19 protein-coding genes are annotated in these 17,083 nt (G+C 56.4%); 11 read left to right on the top strand and 8 right to left on the bottom strand.

Annotated elements, in window-relative coordinates; genetic code table 11:
- The first annotated feature begins 139 nt into the window (after positions 1–139).
- The 4 genes from ACSQ3H_RS31785 to ACSQ3H_RS31770 all read left to right on the top strand — a co-directional run bounded on the left by ACSQ3H_RS31785 (position 140) and on the right by ACSQ3H_RS31770 (position 3,363).
- The gene (locus ACSQ3H_RS31785; protein ID WP_436121017.1) at positions 140–577 is read left to right on the top strand and encodes a chromate transporter; all 438 of its coding nucleotides are present in this window, start codon (positions 140–142) and stop codon (positions 575–577) included.
- 133 nt (positions 578–710) lie between these two features.
- Entirely contained in the window at positions 711–1,250 is a 540-nt protein-coding gene (locus ACSQ3H_RS31780; RefSeq protein WP_436121016.1) for a chromate transporter, read from the top strand.
- 139 nt (positions 1,251–1,389) lie between these two features.
- Positions 1,390–2,253 carry a hypothetical protein gene (locus ACSQ3H_RS31775; RefSeq protein ID WP_436121015.1) on the top strand — a complete coding sequence of 288 codons (864 nt, stop codon included), beginning with the start codon at positions 1,390–1,392 and terminating at the stop codon, positions 2,251–2,253.
- Between the two features lie 66 nt (positions 2,254–2,319).
- Entirely contained in the window at positions 2,320–3,363 is a 1,044-nt protein-coding gene (locus ACSQ3H_RS31770; RefSeq protein WP_436121014.1) for an amidohydrolase family protein, read from the top strand.
- A gap of 54 nt (positions 3,364–3,417) precedes the next feature.
- On the opposite strand, the gene ACSQ3H_RS31765 is transcribed toward ACSQ3H_RS31770, so the two are convergent.
- Positions 3,418–3,714: a hypothetical protein gene (locus tag ACSQ3H_RS31765; protein WP_436121013.1), complete on the bottom strand. Its 297-nt coding sequence runs from the start codon at positions 3,712–3,714 to the stop codon at positions 3,418–3,420.
- 152 nt (positions 3,715–3,866) lie between these two features.
- Here ACSQ3H_RS31765 and ACSQ3H_RS31760 point away from each other — a divergent pair, with 152 nt between their 5' ends.
- Genes ACSQ3H_RS31760 through ACSQ3H_RS31750 form a run of 3 tightly spaced genes read left to right on the top strand, consistent with a single transcriptional unit; the run spans position 3,867 to position 6,555 of the window.
- A complete protein-coding gene (locus ACSQ3H_RS31760; protein WP_436121012.1) occupies positions 3,867–4,976 on the top strand; it encodes a zinc-dependent alcohol dehydrogenase in 1,110 nt (369 codons plus the stop codon).
- A gap of 38 nt (positions 4,977–5,014) precedes the next feature.
- Positions 5,015–5,692 (top strand): RraA family protein, encoded by a 678-nt coding sequence (locus ACSQ3H_RS31755; RefSeq protein WP_436121011.1) that lies wholly within the window; start codon positions 5,015–5,017, stop codon positions 5,690–5,692.
- A 2-nt stretch (positions 5,693–5,694) separates the two neighbouring features.
- A complete protein-coding gene (locus ACSQ3H_RS31750; RefSeq protein ID WP_436121010.1) occupies positions 5,695–6,555 on the top strand; it encodes an alpha/beta fold hydrolase in 861 nt (286 codons plus the stop codon).
- A 7-nt stretch (positions 6,556–6,562) separates the two neighbouring features.
- Here ACSQ3H_RS31750 and ACSQ3H_RS31745 read toward each other — a convergent pair whose 3' ends face one another.
- The 7 genes from ACSQ3H_RS31745 to ACSQ3H_RS31715 all read right to left on the bottom strand — a co-directional run bounded on the left by ACSQ3H_RS31745 (position 6,563) and on the right by ACSQ3H_RS31715 (position 12,763).
- The gene (locus ACSQ3H_RS31745; RefSeq protein WP_436121009.1) at positions 6,563–7,498 is read right to left on the bottom strand and encodes a LysR family transcriptional regulator; all 936 of its coding nucleotides are present in this window, start codon (positions 7,496–7,498) and stop codon (positions 6,563–6,565) included.
- Between the two features lie 79 nt (positions 7,499–7,577).
- The gene (locus ACSQ3H_RS31740) at positions 7,578–7,781 is read right to left on the bottom strand and encodes a hypothetical protein (RefSeq protein WP_436121008.1); all 204 of its coding nucleotides are present in this window, start codon (positions 7,779–7,781) and stop codon (positions 7,578–7,580) included.
- A 131-nt stretch (positions 7,782–7,912) separates the two neighbouring features.
- Entirely contained in the window at positions 7,913–8,863 is a 951-nt protein-coding gene (locus tag ACSQ3H_RS31735) for a LysR family transcriptional regulator (RefSeq protein WP_436121007.1), read from the bottom strand.
- Between the two features lie 36 nt (positions 8,864–8,899).
- Positions 8,900–9,910 (bottom strand): FAD-binding oxidoreductase, encoded by a 1,011-nt coding sequence (locus ACSQ3H_RS31730; RefSeq protein WP_436121006.1) that lies wholly within the window; start codon positions 9,908–9,910, stop codon positions 8,900–8,902.
- Between the two features lie 20 nt (positions 9,911–9,930).
- Positions 9,931–10,917, bottom strand: coding sequence for an IclR family transcriptional regulator (locus tag ACSQ3H_RS31725; protein WP_436121005.1), 987 nt, complete (start codon positions 10,915–10,917; stop codon positions 9,931–9,933).
- 1 nt (position 10,918) lies between these two features.
- Positions 10,919–11,440, bottom strand: a complete 522-nt coding sequence (locus ACSQ3H_RS31720) for a hypothetical protein (protein ID WP_436121004.1) — start codon at positions 11,438–11,440, stop codon at positions 10,919–10,921.
- A 36-nt stretch (positions 11,441–11,476) separates the two neighbouring features.
- Entirely contained in the window at positions 11,477–12,763 is a 1,287-nt protein-coding gene (locus ACSQ3H_RS31715) for an aromatic ring-hydroxylating dioxygenase subunit alpha (protein ID WP_436121003.1), read from the bottom strand.
- Between the two features lie 206 nt (positions 12,764–12,969).
- Here ACSQ3H_RS31715 and ACSQ3H_RS31710 point away from each other — a divergent pair, with 206 nt between their 5' ends.
- The 4 genes from ACSQ3H_RS31710 to ACSQ3H_RS31695 all read left to right on the top strand — a co-directional run bounded on the left by ACSQ3H_RS31710 (position 12,970) and on the right by ACSQ3H_RS31695 (position 17,068).
- Positions 12,970–13,296, top strand: coding sequence for a non-heme iron oxygenase ferredoxin subunit (locus tag ACSQ3H_RS31710; RefSeq protein WP_436121002.1), 327 nt, complete (start codon positions 12,970–12,972; stop codon positions 13,294–13,296).
- Between the two features lie 72 nt (positions 13,297–13,368).
- A complete protein-coding gene (locus ACSQ3H_RS31705; protein WP_436121001.1) occupies positions 13,369–14,151 on the top strand; it encodes a class II aldolase/adducin family protein in 783 nt (260 codons plus the stop codon).
- Between the two features lie 163 nt (positions 14,152–14,314).
- A complete protein-coding gene (locus ACSQ3H_RS31700) occupies positions 14,315–15,553 on the top strand; it encodes a cupin domain-containing protein (protein ID WP_436121000.1) in 1,239 nt (412 codons plus the stop codon).
- Between the two features lie 12 nt (positions 15,554–15,565).
- Entirely contained in the window at positions 15,566–17,068 is a 1,503-nt protein-coding gene (locus tag ACSQ3H_RS31695; protein ID WP_436120999.1) for an ethanolamine ammonia-lyase reactivating factor EutA, read from the top strand.
- The last annotated feature ends 15 nt before the right edge of the window (positions 17,069–17,083 follow it).

The raw sequence follows: 17,083 nt of genomic DNA, 5'->3' as shown, positions 1-17,083 counted from the left end.
TGTGATTTTTATGAGTCCGTGCGTCGCCGCTTCGGGCGTCATCACGATCCACAACGATTCATCAGGCGCATGTCTGTTTTGCTTCGGCACACCGGACAGGGTCAAGTGGTGGCTGTAGTCACGGCCGGGAGGAGATTTCTTGGAACAACGCGTCGATGAGACTAACCAACTACACGCATCGCTCGCATCCTTGCTCGTGTCATTCCTGAAACTCGGTACTTCGTCCTTTGGAGGTGGAATGGCCGCCTGGACCTATCGGGAAATTGTCGAACGACGCGGCTGGATGACCGATGAGAATTTCTTGCAAACACAAACCATCGCCCAGATATTGCCCGGCGCCAATCCCGTCAATCTCGCCGTCTATATCGGCTTGAAGCTGCGTGGCTTGCCTGGTGCAGTCATAGCGACGTTCGCAATGATTGCCCCTGCATTTGCCGTTATCATCCTGCTGAGTACCATTTATCAGCAATTGAAAAATTATCCGGAGACACATTCCGTCCTGCGCGGACTTGCCTGCGTCGGAATTGCGTCGACGTTGACGATGGGTATGAAAACTGCGCGGCGACTGCACGGGTAAACGGTCCCGATCATTATCGCCCTTTCAGTATTCGCGATGGTCGGCGTGTTGCGCTGGCCGCTCGTTCCCGTGGTATTCGCCACCATCCCTCCGAGCGTTTTGCCGTCTTATCTTTTGAGAACGGACAAGAAACATGGATGACAGCAAACTTCTTGGCCTTGTCCTGCTATGCGTTCCCCTGTCACTCGTCTCATTCGGCGGCGGCCAGACAATCGTGGCAAGCCTGCAGCATCAGACGGTTGAGGTACAGCATCTGCTGACGAGCCAGCAATTCACTGATCTCTACGCCATTTCGCGCGCTGCTCCCGGTCCCAGCACCCTTATCGTCGCACTTATCGGGTGGGGAATCAGCGGCTTCTGGGGAGCGGTCATTGGCACGCTGGCAATATTTATCCCGTCGTCGGCGCTGATCTGCGTGTTTGGCAGCTGGTGGCAACGGCACCGCCTGTCCCCTTGGGGCCGCGCCGTGGAGCGAGGGCTGACGCCTATTGCGGTTGGATTAATCGTTGCGGGCGGGCTGGCGGTTTCTCAGTCCGCGGGGCTGAGTCTGTTTGAGATCGCGACAACGCTGGTGGCAACAGCCTTTCTCATCGCGACAAGGGTTGGACCCTATCCGGTTCTTGGCACCGTTGGAGCGCTCTATTTCTGTCTTAGTGCGTTCGGAAAGATTTAGAGGTGTCGGCAGACAGATTTGGCTCTGAACATTCTTCGCAATTGACCGGCGCGCAATTCAAGGTATTATGCGTAAAATAGAACGCAGTTCCTTATAGAAGAACAGATGCTTCTACGTTGTACCTGCGGAGGGAGCAGAAATGGTCGAACCACTGGTTTTGCGGATAGCAGTCGGGAAGCACGATCATGTGAAACCCCTGAAGGATGGGACTATTCAATCGCCGCGCCTGAAACTGGACTTTCGGGAGTTCGATCCGCTGCCGAAGGCTTTCCGGACGATGATTCGGGGCGGTGATCTCGATGTCAGTGAGATGGCATTAACGACGCATCTGGTGGCCGTCGATCTGGGAAAACCCATTACGGCACTTCCTATTCCGCTCTGGCGCCGGCTGCATCATGACAATCTGGTTTGCGCCGCTGGATCGGATCTCAGAGGTCCATCTGATCTTCAGGGCAAGAAGGTTGGTGTGCGCGCCTATACCCAAACCACAGGCGTCTGGATCCGCGGAATTCTCAAATCCGAATATGGCGTTGACCTCAATCGCATCACGTGGGTCACCATGGAGGATGCCCATGTTGCCGAATATAAGGATCCGGAAGACGCAGTTCGCAACACCAGCGGCAAGGGTCTGCGTGAGCTCCTGCTCGCGGGCGAACTTGCAGCAATTATGGGTGAACGCAATGTCGATCCCGCCGATGTGCGTCCGGTTATAGCGGATGCAGAAGATGCAGCACTGAAGTGGTCAGAAAAGACAGGGATATTTCCGGTCAACCACATTGTTTCCGTCAGGAAAGAACTTCTCGAACAGCATCCCTGGCTCGCGGGCGAACTGATGTCTCTCTTTGAAGAGGCGCGGCAGAAATCCGGAGCAAAGGGGACGGCCGCCCTGCCCTATAGGCTGGAGGCGACACGCAAGGCGATGCAGACACTGCTCGACTACGCCTTCGACCAGCGCCTGAGTTCACGCCCATACGAAGTCGATGAACTTTTCTGGAGACTTTGAATCCCACGCTGGCAGGCGGATGCCGCACACCCTGCAACTCCATTTGACCTAACCCGGGCAATTTTCATGATTATCGACATCCACGGTCACTACACCACGGAACCCCAGGCACTGCACCAGTTCCGGGACAAGCAGCTTGCCGGTCTCGCAGATCCGATGCGCCGTCCGACCAGTACGGATCTCGGTATCACCGATGATATGCTGCGGCAGTCCGTTGAACCGCAACTCAAGCTTCAACGGGAGCGCGGCAGCGACCTGACGATCTTTTCGCCCCGGGCTGCGGGCATGGCGCATCACGTGGGAACCGAAGCTATCAGCGTACAATGGACTACGCTTTCCAACGATTTGATCTATCGGATCTGCAAGCTGCTCCCCGATAATTTCGCCGCCGTCGGTCAATTGCCGCAGCATCCCGGATCTCCTCCGAAGAACTGCATCCCGGAACTGGAGCGTCTCGTCAACGAGCTCGGATTCATCGGTGTCAACCTCAATCCCGATCCGTCCGGCGGCTACTGGACTGACCCGCCGCTTACCGACCGTCAATGGTATCCGCTCTATGAAAAGTTGTGCGAACTCGACGTGCCTGCGATGATACATGTGACATCATCGTGCAATCCGAACTTCCACCATACGGGCGCGCATTATATCAACGGCGACACCACCGCTTTCATGCAGCTCATACAGGGCGATCTTTTCAAAGACTTCCCGACGCTAAAGTTCGTCATTCCGCATGGAGGCGGCGCAGTTCCGTTCCATTGGGGCCGTTATCGCGGCCTTGCGCAGGAGATGAAAAAACCTCTGCTGGCTGACCACCTTCTCAAGAACGTCTTCTTCGATACATGTGTGTATCACTATCCAGGCATCGAACTGATGGCCAAGGTCATCCCGGTCGACAACATATTGTTCGCCTCGGAAATGCTGGGCGCGGTCAAGGGTATCGACCCCGAGACTGGCCATTACTATGACGACACGAAGTGCTATATCGATCAGCTCGAGACGCTGGACGAGCCAAGCCGTTACAAGATCTTTGAAGGCAATGCACGGCGCGTTTATCCGCGGCTTGACGCGCAACTGACGAAACGCGGTCACCCCGCCAAGCCAGTGAACTGACCAATGAATATTGCTGCGATCACGAGGTGCGACATCTTCAGATCGCCCATCCGTCTAACAACAGGAGAGGTCGTCGCCGTTCGAGACCATCGCCTGCTTCATCCACGACGGCGGCAAGTCTTCCGACGTGACCTCAATGATGGGTTTGAACACCTTGAATGCATGCCGGCTCTCGCTCGTTGTCCAGAACGTCACAATGGTTTCGAGCGGCGGGCATCCGGGCAACCCACAGGCGACCTCCACCGCGGAGACAGTCATATCCTGCGAGAGGCCGAAGCGTTCAACCGTCCAGGTCTTTACGCGCCTGATGGCGGTAAGTTTTTCGCGGTCGGGAATAGCGGATTTGAGCATGATTTCAACCTGAGGACCGGCGCAAACGCTGCCGGTTCCAGGCACCTACATAGGCTGACAACCGCCAATTTGTCAAAACGGAGCGCAGCAATACATCGCTGAACCAAATGCACGTTCGCCAGTCAGCGACGAGAATTTCCAGGGAGTTTGAAATGACAGAACAAGTCTTAGCTGCCGTCCGCACCGGGCCAAGCCAGATGGAAATCCGCGAATATCCAATGCCCGATATTCCCGATGACGCGGCGCTCCTCAAGATGGAAGTGGCGGGTATTTGCGGAACCGACGTCAAGCTGTTCAAGACGCCGCCGTCCAATGCCCCGACCATCATGGGGCATGAAAATATTGGCTATATCGCGAAGGCAGGACGCGAATTCACCCGGCGCAAGGGCTTCAAGGAAGGCGACCTGGTGTTTGTCGAGCATTATGTCATGTGCGGCAAATGCAAATGGTGCCATCAGGGTCAATACCGGCATTGCGAAAACACCGATTGGCGCAATAATCCGGACGGAATCCGCTACGGATATACCAGCGCGGAACGAGCCCCGCATCTTTGGGGAGGCTTTGCGCAATACGTCTATCTGCCGTGGAATGCCGTGGTACACCGCGTCCCCGCCGGCGTGACACCCGAACTTGCCGGTCTGGTGACCCCCATGGCCAACGGTGTCGAGTGGTCGCTGTTTGATTCCAATGTCGGTTATAATTCCACGGTGTTGATTCAGGGGCCGGGACAACAAGGATTGTCGCAGACCGTCATTTGCAAACAGGCGGGCGCCTCGCTGATCATCGTCACTGGAACCACCAAGGATGCCGCTCGCCTCGAAGTGGCAAAGTCGCTCGGAGCCGACTACGTCATCGATGTGCAGAAAGAAGACCCGCTTGCTCGCATCATGGAGATTAGCGGCGGAAAAGGCGTTGATGTCTCACTGGATTGTACAGCCGGTGCCGGTACCATTCCAATCCTGCTAGGCGTCGAGGCTTTGGTGCGGAAAGCCGGCACTATTCTGGTTCAGGGCGAAATGAAGGAATTTCCGAACTTTCCCCTTGAGAAGATGACCGTCAAGGCGATCACGCTCAAGAGTGCCCGAGGCCACAGCTACCAGGCGTGTGAACTCGCTCTCGAACAGATCGCCTCCAAACGCTTCGATCTCGAAAAAATCACCACCCACCGTTTCGGGTTGAAGGATGCGGCCCTTGCCATCCTGTCTGTCGGCGGACACGGCGTGCCCGATGTGATCCATGCCTCACTGTTACCTTGGGAATAGCCTCGATATTTCAGCAGAACCTGGAAAGGAAAGCCGCCATGGCACATGGATTTCGAATACTCGGACGGACACGCAGGGTTGACGAACAGACCGTCAGGCAGTTTCGCGAGCTGCCCGTGGCCAATGTCAGCGATGTCATGTCGCGGCTGACCGCTGGCGGACCAAATCTCCGTCCGCTTCACGCTGGCGGGCCTTTGGCGGGACCGGCTTTCACGGTGAAGACTCGGCCGGGCGACAATCTGATGGTTCACAAGGCGCTGCTGATGGCGAAGCCCGGCGACGTGATCGTCGTCGATGCCGGCGGAGAGTTGTCAAATGCGCTTGTCGGCGAGATGATGCTTTCGCACGCCATACAAATCGGCGTTGCCGGCGTTGTGATAAACGGCGCAGTTCGCGACTATGGTTGGATCAAGAACAACAGCTTTCCGGTTTTCGCAGCAGGTATCACGCATCGCGGCCCATACAAGGACGGTCCGGGCGAAATCAACGTGCCGATCTCGCTCGATGGAATGGTCATCAACCCAGGTGACCTGATCATAGGTGACGACGACGGACTGCTCTGTGTTCCGTACGAACTGACTGGCGAGATCTATCCGCTCGCCAAGGCCAAAAACGAAGCGGAAACCAAAACGGTGGCCAATACGCTCGCCGGCAAGCTCGATCCTAAGCTTTGGGTCGATGAAAGCCTGAAGCGACTTGGTTGCGAGGGAGTTTGAAAATGGCGACGGCCACCATCGACGGAATATCGACGCGCTACGAAGTTATCGGCTCGGGTGAGCCTTTGCTTATGTATTCGCCGGGAGGCTTCGACGCGACGATCGAAAAGTGGTCTACTCAAGGTATTTATGCACAGATCAAATTTCTGGACGAGCTTTCCAAAAACTACAGCTGCATCGTCTTCGATAGGCGCGAGACCGGACAATCCGGCGGTCGCGTCGAGCGGATAACCTGGTCGCACTATGTCGAACAGGGCAAGGGACTGCTCGATCATCTCGGTATTGAGAAAGCCCATCTGATGGGCGGATGCATGGGCTGCAGCGCAGTTTCGGCCTTCGGTGCGACCTATCCCGAAAAGACGCTGAGCATGATCCTGTTTTGGCCGGTTGGCGGGGCAAGGTATCGCATGACAGGTCATCAGCGTTTTGCCGAACATCTCGCTTTCGTCAACCAGAACGGGCTCGAAGCTGTCGTCAGCCTGGCAAAGGAAGGCAACAAGGCTTTCGGTGCAGATCCGCGAGGCGGCCCCTGGGTATCGGTTATCCGCAATTTTCCAGACTTCGCGGAGAAATATTCGCGGCTGAATCTCGATCACTACAAGGCGATAGTAACCGGGATGGTGCGAACGCTGCTGGACCGCGATACTTCGCCGGGTGCTGAACCGGAGGATCTGCTCTGTCTAGATATTCCGGCGCTTATTATTCCGGGCGCAGATGCCTCCCACGCGACATCAGCGGCACGCTATCTGCAGGAATGCATCCCAGGATCCAGCTATTGGGATGTGCCCGTGTCCGACCAGAATGCCGCCAACTGCAATGCTAGGGTGATTGCGTTTCTGCAGGCCAACGCCGGACGCACCTAACCACCCCTCAGGCGGTCACCTTCCCCGGATCGATGAAGTTCGGTAGGAACTTTCCCCCTTGCGTCGCGAGAAACACCTGAAACGCAGCCATTACAGGTGTGACAGCGCGGTCGCTGCGGCTGATGGCAAACCATTGCCGGCGAATTGGCAATCCAACAACATCGAGAACGGCGAGCTGGCCTGCTTGAACCTCGGCGGCAACGCTCTGCACGGACAGGAAGGCGATACCGAGATCCGCCATGACAGCCTGTTTGATGTCCTCGACACTTTCCATCTCCGTGCTCGGCCCATCGAGCCGGCCCGGGATATCCTTGAGGAAGCGCTCGAAAAACGTTCTGGTGCCGGAACCCTTCCCCCGATGCAGGAAATGTTCGTTGGCAATCTCTGCTTTCGTGATATTGCGCTTACCCGCCAGGGCGTGACCGGGCGCACTGACGACGACCAGTGAATGCTCGCCGAACACTGCGGCCCGCACGGACATGTCGCGTGGAGGGCGTCCGAGCAGAGCAATATCGACGGCGCGATCTTTCAACCGGGCGATAGTCTCATCCCGGCGATCGATAATCAGCTCAAGATCGATGTCAGGATATTCTTTCGAGAAGGCTGCAAAGAGCGGCGCCGCAAAATATTTGGCCGTGGACACAGCCCCTACCGTTATATGCCCGCGTTTCACGCGGCGAAACGCACTAATATCTTCATCGAGGCGCAGCAAACGCTCATCAATCTCTTTCGCCGCTTCGAGGAACACCTTTCCGGCTTCTGTCGGAAACATGCCGTGCGGCATGCGCTCGAAAAGCGTCACGCCCGCATCTTCTTCCAGTTGCTTCAGTTGTAATGTGATGGCTGGTGCAGTCAGCCCCAAGGCTTTCGCCGCATCTACAATCTTTCGATGAGTCTCGATCGCCAGCAGCGACTGGAGCTTTCGAAAGGTGACGTTCTTCATTCAGCCACAATAAAAAAACTTAATGGCGGAGTAAAGGGATTTGACGGTCAAGCCCCCAAAGCAGGCGTTAAATCTGTTTTCAGCTACGCCGAAAAGCATCCCTGAGCGACGCTGGGTCGATGCCCAATGTCCGCAGTGCCGAGGCCGGCGGCATGCGCCTGTTTTCGACAGCCAATGCACACTCTCTTGCTGCACCGAGGCAGTTCGCCATTTCAGTGATGCTTGAAAAAGCGGTGCGCAACCAACTGGTTTCAGCATTGCGGTCTTCGGCAAGTATAGTCACGACTCGTCCTTCCTGGGATTGTGCGCCGCAATATAGTTGAGGTGTACTGTCCGGGAAACAGCGCTTTGGCAAGGCTGGTATATCGATTTTGCATAGCAGATGAACGGCGGAGACTTCCTACGCGGTCGACTTCAATGGTCCGCTTCTGATTGGGGCGGTTGAGATCGGTCAATCGGATGCGCATAGGGCCCAATTGTAGCGGCAAGCCTGTCGATCATTCCATCGACAAATGCGACGAATGCAGTGTCGTCGCTCAGCCCCTTGTGGGCTGCGTGAGCTAGGTAGAGTGTCAGTCTCACCGACGGGCGCTCGATACGTCGGGCAATCAGTGCGCCGGATTGGATTTCTTCCGATACGATACCAAACGGCATGATGCTTTCTGCAAGACCATGAAGAATCAACGCCTTGATCGCCTCCATCGACTGGACCTGATACGTCACGTTGACATCGAGCGAGAGGCGGGAGGCTGTTTTATGAATGCGGCGCCAGATAATATCCCGGTTGGACACGAGAGCAAGATCGCCTGCCACCGCCTGCTTGAATGAAATTCCGCCCTCCGTGGGATTCCCGTCAGGAGCAGAAATATGCAGCAAGTCTTCTTTCATCAGGGCAAGGCGTCTGAGGCCGGGATTCTCCTCGATGTCATAGGCGAGGACGTAGTCGAGTTCTCCGCGCTCGAGCGCATCGGTCAGGACGAAACTCAACTCCTCCACCACATGCAATGCAATTCCAGGGAGCTGCTGTTTGGCGGCGACAACCAGTTCGGTTCCAATTAGCTTCAGGATGCTTGGCGTTGCGCCAAGCCTGATACGGGCTCGCTCGCCCGCAAGCGAAATCAGATCGCGGCGCGTATCCTCGATCCGCTGCAGAATTTCATGCGCGCGTTCGTAAAGCAGCAGTCCTGCAGGCGTCGCGCTGACGCCGCGTGAATGACGGTCGAGCAATTGAACGTGAAGCGATTCTTCGAGATTGCGTATCTGTATCCCGAGAGCCGTCTGCGCCAAATTCAACTGTTCCGCCGCTTTCGTAATGTTGCCTACGTCGACGACCTTTATGAAGTATATCAGCTGACGAGGTTTCATTGCGACTTTCAGCGACTGTCGATTGCAGCCAAATGATCAATAGAACTGGTCGAAATGCACTTGGGTTGAGTCCACGCCAAGATCGACCAACATTTTTTTTATTGCTTGTCCCATTGCGGGGGGACCTGCAAAATAAATTTCGCACGAAGGAAGCCGTGTCGCGAAAAGACTGTGCGCCACTTCGTGGACATAGCCCCGATAACCATCCCAGCCGTCATCCGCTTCAGGCATGCCGGAGACAACCGGGTGATAGTGAATATTAGTACCAAATCCCGGCAGCATTTGCAGCATCTCCCTGCCGCAAATATCCTGCGCCGTGCGACCGCCGAAGACGAAATCGATGCGTCTTCCGGCAAGGCTCGGCGCGACGGCCGCCGCGCGGGTGATCGACACCATCGGCGACAGGCCTGAGCCGCCGGCGATACACACGATATCCCGTGGCGAGTCCTCGCGAAGATACGCCATACCGTACGGACCATCGATCTCGATGCGGTCACTGACGCGTAGTTGCTCGAACAGATATCCTGTCGCCTCACCGCCCGGCACGCGGCGTATCTGAAAGTGCCATTCCCCATCATCATTGCTAGTGTTTGCCATCGAATAGGCGCGGCCACCCGGTATCCCGGGCAGATATAGCAGCGCATATTGACCGGAGAGAAAATGGCTCGCCGATTCTGACCGGAAGCGAAACTCCCTGATATCATGCGTGATGTCGGTCGTGGCAACCAAGGTCGCTGTCTGGCGTTGTGGCCTGAAAAGGCTCTCATACTGCGGCATCAGCCGCAGCTTGACGGCGCAATCGGACAAAGGGCGAGCCTGGCACCCCAGACGGCGTCCGCGCGCACGGTCACGTTCGCTCAAGCCGGGAGGATCCGCACGCAGCTCCTCGATTTCACCTTCAAGGAGATCGAAACGGCAATTGCCGCATGAACCGACATTACACTCATATGGAAAACCCAATCCTGCCCGTAGTGCCGAGCGCATGATCGTGTCACCTTCGTCGCACTCCCAGCGGACGTCGCTTTCATTCAGCGTAATGACTGCCATGCGTGGTCTTCCCATTCTGCTTATCGATGCCTGGCCGAGTATCCGAGACGGGCTGATATCGCCGCCACAGTTTCCAAAAGTGGCGGTGCGAAGCCCTCGAGAGCTTCGATCGACAATCTCTGCAAAGGCCCGCCAATCCCGACAGCAGCGACGACAACGCCATTGGAATCCCGGATGGGAGCGGCTATCACGCGAATACCGGGCTCGCTTTCCTCGTCTTCAATGGCATAGCCACGCTCGCGAACCTCGGCGAATATCTTTCGTATGACTTTGGGATCGACCGGAGTCCGCGGCGTGCGGCGGGCAAGCGGTCCTGCCAACACGCGATCGATCGTCTCTTCAGGGGCGAAGGCAAAGATCGCGCGCCCGACTGCAGTGCAATGAGCCGGCCGGCGTACACCAAGATCCGATTTTATCGACAATGCCTGCGGGCTCTCCAGATCGTAGATATGCATTATTTCAAGATCTGTCGGGATACCGAGTATGATCGTTTCGCCCGTGTGTCTACGCAGATCGAAGAGATAGGGACGCGCTTCGTTGGAAACGTTCATGCGTCGGCGTACAAGTGTGCCCAGGCCGAAAAGCCCGACGCCAAGTTTGTAGCGCTCGGTTTCCGGATTTTGCTCCAGCAGGCCTTCGGACACCAAGGTCACCGCGAGGCGATGAACGGTGCTCTTCGCCACCTTCAACTTCAACGCCAGTGCGCTGACGCCGATCTCCACCTCATCTTCTGAAAACGCTTTCAGCAGCCTTATCGCCGTCGTGACGGACGAGAGGCGATTGCGCTTGGACGATGGCGCCTTTTTCGAACTGGACGTGTCTTTCGAAGGTGGATTCATGGGTTCACTGTTCCGTTTGATCGCGTGGACAATAGCGTCGTTCATAACACAGCCCTCGCGATTTCCCAGACCACCCATTCGATAGACATTTTCCAGCCCGAAATTCCTTTGGAATACACCAATGTCAGCCATGCGGCCGCCAATGTCGCCGCCGTGAAGCAGTGGCATCTCAAACTCTCAACGCGCTCAGCATTTCGCTGACATATTCGGCGCCCGTCGAAACAACGAGCATGGCCGCAAAGGGACGCATTGTGGTCAGTGTCCGTTTCAACTGCTCGGGCGGAACACCGGCCGAATTGAGGACAAGCCCTGTCGTCATCTTGTTGCGGACGAAACAGGCGTTGCCGATTACCTCGGCGGCTTCCGCCGAAGCTCCGGCAGACGTGACTATGACGATGACATCCGCATCGGCTATTTCGTCGACGAGATTGGTCCGGTTGCCTTCAATGTCTTCGAGTACCGCATCGACCGACAACATTTTCAGCGATCTTGTCGCAGCCTTTGGTTCGACATATCGCAGAAAGTGCGCGCCATTCCACGTTTGATCCATCAATGATTTCAATTCCAGGACGCTGGCGGCATCGAGCGCAATGATCCGAGACTTCCTTGGCCTGGAATTGGGATAGCCAATTCTGAACCGGGCTTCCTCTGTCGTGGTAGCGCGTGCACTTTCACTGAGACCAAGCTGCATATTCGATTCCTTTGAAGATGGGCCAATACCCCAAGGTCAGACAGAGGCTGGCGCTTTCCCCTCGATCACTGTCAACGCCTCGGCAGCGGCATCGATATAGGACTGATCAACAGGCAACACGACAGCCGCCGACCGGACGCGGTGGTGAGCGGGATCGACGCCCGGAGGTGTAATACCCTTGTCCTTGAATGCCCGGACAGCCTTCAGCAAACGGTGGCGCGCCATGATGATCCCGTTATCTGTCGATACCAGATTTTCCTTTGTCCGGTCGACGATCGGTCCCATGCTCTCCTGCAATGAGGCATCCTGCATGGCGATACCCTCGACGCCGGAATAGGTTGCGCCAAGACGCTGGGCCTCGCGGTCCATGAGATAATCATTGTCCTTGTTGGCGGCGGGACGGAAGGTCCCCGGAACGTATGTGACATGAATGCCCTTGCCGTCGAGCATTGCCTGGCGCTCTTCGGCCGTCAGAGCGCGGACCGGATGATAATCGAAGCTCCATGCCCAGCAATTCTCATCGTCGATCGGGATCCAGAAATGTCCGTGGACAGGATGGTTGCCGCGCGGCGGCACCATGGTGAATGATGGCATGACCCAAGGCGTTACACGCCAGTAGTAGTGCCCCTCCTCGGCATTCCGGCGTGCACCGATGAACAGTCCGCCTTCGTTGTCCGTGACTTCAAAAAATGGCTTGGAGTCCGCCATATTGTATTTGTTGCCGCGCGCACCTTTGAAAAGCGGGTCGCTGTTCAAGCTTCCGCTATGAAGGAACGAAACGTGGCTTGAGTCGATGCCGCCTTCCATAGCCTGCAGCCAATTCGATTCCTGCCAGCGCTTGGACGTGAATGTCTGTTCAGGTGGAACAAGCGCAAATTCCCATTCCGGATGGGGCGGCTCTTTGTCGGCTGGCCCCATATAGGTCCACAGAATATCGCCGATCTTGATGAGCGGATAAGACTTCAGCTTGATCTTGTTGCAGAAGCCGCTTTCCTTCGGCTCCGACGGTACCTCGATACATTGGCCCGTATGATCATACTTCCAGCCATGATACGGGCAGCGCAATCCGCCCTTCTCGTTACGGCCAAACCACAACGAGACGCCCCGGTGGGCGCAGAACTCGTCGATCAATCCATAGCGGCCTTCACTGTCCCGAAATGCCAGCAAACGTTCGCTGAGCAGCTTGATGCGAACGGGCGGACAATCATTCGCCGGCAGTTCTTCCGCGAGCAACGCCGGTATCCAGTAGCAGCGAAACATGTCGCCCATTGGCGTGGCCAGGCCCGTCTGGGTCAGAAGGTCGTTTTGTTCTTTTCTAAGCATTCAATCCTCCTCAATCGTCCTGTCGCGGCGAAAGTCCGGGTGCTGTTTTGCCCAACTCAGAACGTCATTCGTCAGTTTCGAGTTGACGTCCCGCTCTGATCGGCTATCCTTGCACCGCGTTCCTTTATGCAGAACGCTGTTTCGTTTTAGAAATCTACAGACTGTCCGTCAGCTAGTCAAGCATCCTGGCAGCAGGGAGAAAGGATATGAACCAGATGACGCAGACGCGTTCGAGGATAAGGCTCTGTTCTACGGATGATGTTGATTTTGACAGCGCCATCAGGATCGAGTCCGGCGATCTCGTGCTTGCCGTTTTCAATATCAATGGAACGTTCTACGTGACAGACGATGCCTGCACCCACGGTCCGGGTTCGCTGTCGGAAGGATACATCGACGGCCATACCATCGAATGCGGTTTTCACAATGGTGCGTTCGATCTTCGCACCGGGGAGGTCGTAGCTCCGCCCTGCATGGTGCCTGTTCGAACCTACAAGGTGGTCGTCGAGAACGACGATGTGCTGATCGAGGTTTGAACGAGATGTGATCTTGAAGCACTAAAAAATTCGTATAATATGGGATTTTATTAAAAAATGACGGGAGGAACTATGGATTCTCATGCGCAGACTGCCGACGGAGCTCCCGAAAAGGGCGGGACGGTAATTCCATCGGAAACTTCATTGCGAGCCGAAATCGCCATTGCGACACGGCTCCTGAACAGCCTGAAAATACTGGAGTACAGCGGCCACGTCAGCGCCCGCCTTCCTGGTAACGAGACCTTGCTCGTGCAACCCCAGGAGAAAAGCCGCGCCGAAGTCTCGCCGGACGATCTCCTGGTTTGCGATATGGAAGGCAAGGTTGTAGCAGGTCCAACGGGAATTAAACCTCCGTCAGAAGTTTTCCTCCATTGTGAGATTTATCGCGCGAGACCAGATGTAAATTCGATTGCGCATTTCCACAATGACGCCACCAACGTCTTCACTCTCGTCGAGGATATGGACCTTCTGCCCTTCAAAAACCACGCTATCCGGTGGCGGAGCGGCATCCCCGTGCATGCAGACCCGGCCCACGTCAGCAATAGTGAACAGGGCCGCAGTGTCGCCGCTACACTCGGCGCCCACCATGCCATGCAGATACGTGCCCATGGCCAGATCGTTACGGCAGAAACGGTGCGCGCAGCATTCATCGATTCGCTTCATCTGGTGGAGAATGCGGAAGCAGCCTATCGCGCCGCGGCCATCGGCAAAGTCAAGCCGTTGACGGACGCCGAGCTTGACTCTTTTGCACACAGTTTTCGCCGCGATCATCACATTCGCAAGCTCTGGAGCTACTATGTACGCGGCGCGCTACGCGAGGGACTGTTTCCAGAAAACTGGAGCGAACAAAAGTAAAAACGCTGGCGAGAACTAGGGTCCGGACAAACCGGAAAGGTGATCTTTCCGAAATCGAGCTACCGTCGGTCCGAGCTGTTGGTACGCTGCAAACTATGAATATTAGTCTCACATTCGCGGGCGGTTTTGAGCGTTGCGGATATGCATCGACAGGAGGAAATCAATGCACCAGGATCCACTAGGCGGCGGCACCGGCACTCACTGGCACGAACCCGCTGGTACAAAGAAAGCCGGCTTCGGTGAATTCAAGAAGCAGCCAACACCCTATGACCAGTTCATGGTGGAAGAAGGAATTCCTGTTTTTCGCGACCTCGGTGTGTCGAGCGTCAAGAACCTCCCGTTGAAACCGTGGAAGCGCACCGGCGGTCGAGGCACATATATCCAGCTTCTCGGCACCGAAACGAAGTGGGGCTGCCATCTGGTAGAAGTTCCCGCTGCCGGGGCGCTTCATCCGGAAAAGCACATGTATGAGGAAATATACATTGTGGTCGAGGGGCGCGGCTCTACTGAGGTGTGGCTCGAGGGTGAAGGCCGCAAGCATGTGTTCGAATGGCAGGAGGGGTCGATGTTCTCGATTCCCATGAACGCCATGCATCGCATTGTGAACGCCACCAACAGTCCTGCTCTGCTTCTCGGCGGTACCACGGCGCCGAATGTGCTTAATCAAATCCAGAATGCGGATGCCGTTTTCAACAATCCTTATGTCTTCCGCGACCGCTTCTCCGGCGCCGATGATTTCTACAAATACCGCGAGGAAATCGAACCCGATCCGGTCCGGGGTCTTGCCATGCGCCGGACGAACTTCATGCCGGACGCGGTCAATTGCGAACTCCCGCTCGACAACAGGCGTTCGCCGGGCTACCGCCGCGTCGAGCCGTTCATGACGAACAACACCTTCTACTATTGGATCGGACAGCACGAGAATGGCCGCTATTCCAAAGCGCACGCGCATACTTCTGCTGCGATCCTGATCTGCCTGAAGGGTGAAGGCTATACCTATACTTGGCCGGAGGAATACGGCGTCAATCCGTGGAAGAATGGTCATGCCGACAAGATCAAGCGGCTCGACTACGGTCCGTATGGCATGGTATCGGCGGCCCCCGGCGGCGCGCGCTGGTATCACCAGCATTTCAGTGTTTCCAAGGAGCCTTTCCGGCTGATGGCGTGGTTCGGACCGCATAACCCGGGCCGTGATCCCGGTGCTCCCGGTGAGAAGCACACCGACTATACCGCTATCGACGTCAACGAAGGCGGTACAGCAATCCCTTACTGGATGGAAGATCCCTATATCCGTAAGGAATATGAGGAAAAGCTCAACCGGAACGGCGTCGAGATACGCATGAAGCCAGAGTGGTTTATCAAGCCGGACGACACGACCAAAAAAATGTCGACCGTAGTCTGATCGGTCTGTTGCATGACTGAGGAACCTGAGGAAGGCGGCCGGATATTCTTCTCGAATATCGGCCGCAGCATGGAACTCGAGGATGAGATCGAGCTAACCAGTGTGGGTATTGACATTGGTTCGTCGACGTCTCACCTCGCCTTCTCACGCATCGTTCTGGAACGGCTCGATACCCGCTACATGGTGGTTGAACGCACACTCCTGCATCAATCCGACGTTCTGCTAACCCCCTATCGCAGCGACGATGCTATCGACGCTGACGCCCTCGCATCGTTTTTCTCGGCCCAGTATGCGGCCGCTGGCTTGAAGTCCGAGGACATCGACACGGGAGCCCTCATTCTTACCGGCGTGGCGGTGAGACGCAGCAACGCCAGAGCCATAGGCGAGATATTCTCCACCCAGACAGGAAAATTCGTCGTTGTCAGCGCGGGCGACGGCTTGGAAACGACACTGGCGGCATTCGGGTCGGGCGCAGTGGCCCGCTCTGGAAGAGCACGTCAGCGCGTCCTTAACGTCGATATTGGCGGAGGCACATCCAAACTTGCATTGTGTGAAAACGGTGCCATTCGCCACATCAGTGCTATCGACATTGGCGCGCGCGTCGTCGCCTATAATTCCGCCCGACGGATCACAAGACTGGAAGAAGCGGGGCGATATTTTGGACAGCGTGCCGGAGTTAACGTGGAACTTGGCGCAACGCTTTCGCTCGAGGACGCCCAAAAGCTTGCCACATCTATGGTAGATCACCTCTTCGAAGCCATGCAGGGCGGTGAGATGCGGCGCGAGACCGTGGGCCTGCATCGGCTTCCACCCCTGCCCGCCGGATCGCCGCCGGATGTTGTCACAATCTCGGGCGGGGTTTCCGAGTTTCTATATTCCGAAACAGAAACGGAATTCAGCGATCTCGGCCCGCTTCTGGCGGCGGAATTGCGCGAGCGGCTTCAAAGCTGGACACCACGTCTCGAACGCCCCGAACAGGGTATCAGGGCCACGGTCGTCGGCGCCTCGCAATATACAGTGCAGGTCAGCGGCAGCACCATCCTCGTCAAACCGCTCGACGCCCTGCCCGTTCGCAACGTCCCTGTTATCAAGCCAGCCTTTGCCTTCGACGACGTCATCGATGTGGAACACGTCAGCGCAGCAATACGGGACGCTCTGGCGAGGCTCGATCTGACCCAGGGCGATAGTGCCGTGGCCATCTGCTACGAATGGGAAGGCTCGGCCAGCTATCGGCGTCTGGACGATTTCTGCGAGGGTGTCGTCAGCGGGCTGTCGGCAGTTCTGGCCAAAGGCCATCCCTTGATTCTTGTTGGTGACAGCGACGTTGGCGGGCTGGTCGGCATGCACTTTGTCAATGAGGAAGGTATCAGCTCGATTATTTCGATCGACGGTATCAAACTGGATGAATTCGACTTCATCGACATTGGCGCGATGCTTGAAACGTCCGGTGCCGTACCCGTCGTTATCAAATCCCTGGTGTTTCCCAACATGGGGCTTGGCCAGACTGGCCTTTGACCAAGCCGGATAAGT

Origin of the sequence: Phyllobacterium sp. LjRoot231, from assembly GCF_964253365.1 — a bacterium.
Lineage (GTDB): Bacteria > Pseudomonadota > Alphaproteobacteria > Rhizobiales > Rhizobiaceae > Phyllobacterium.
This window is presented reverse-complemented; position numbering and strand designations above follow the sequence as displayed.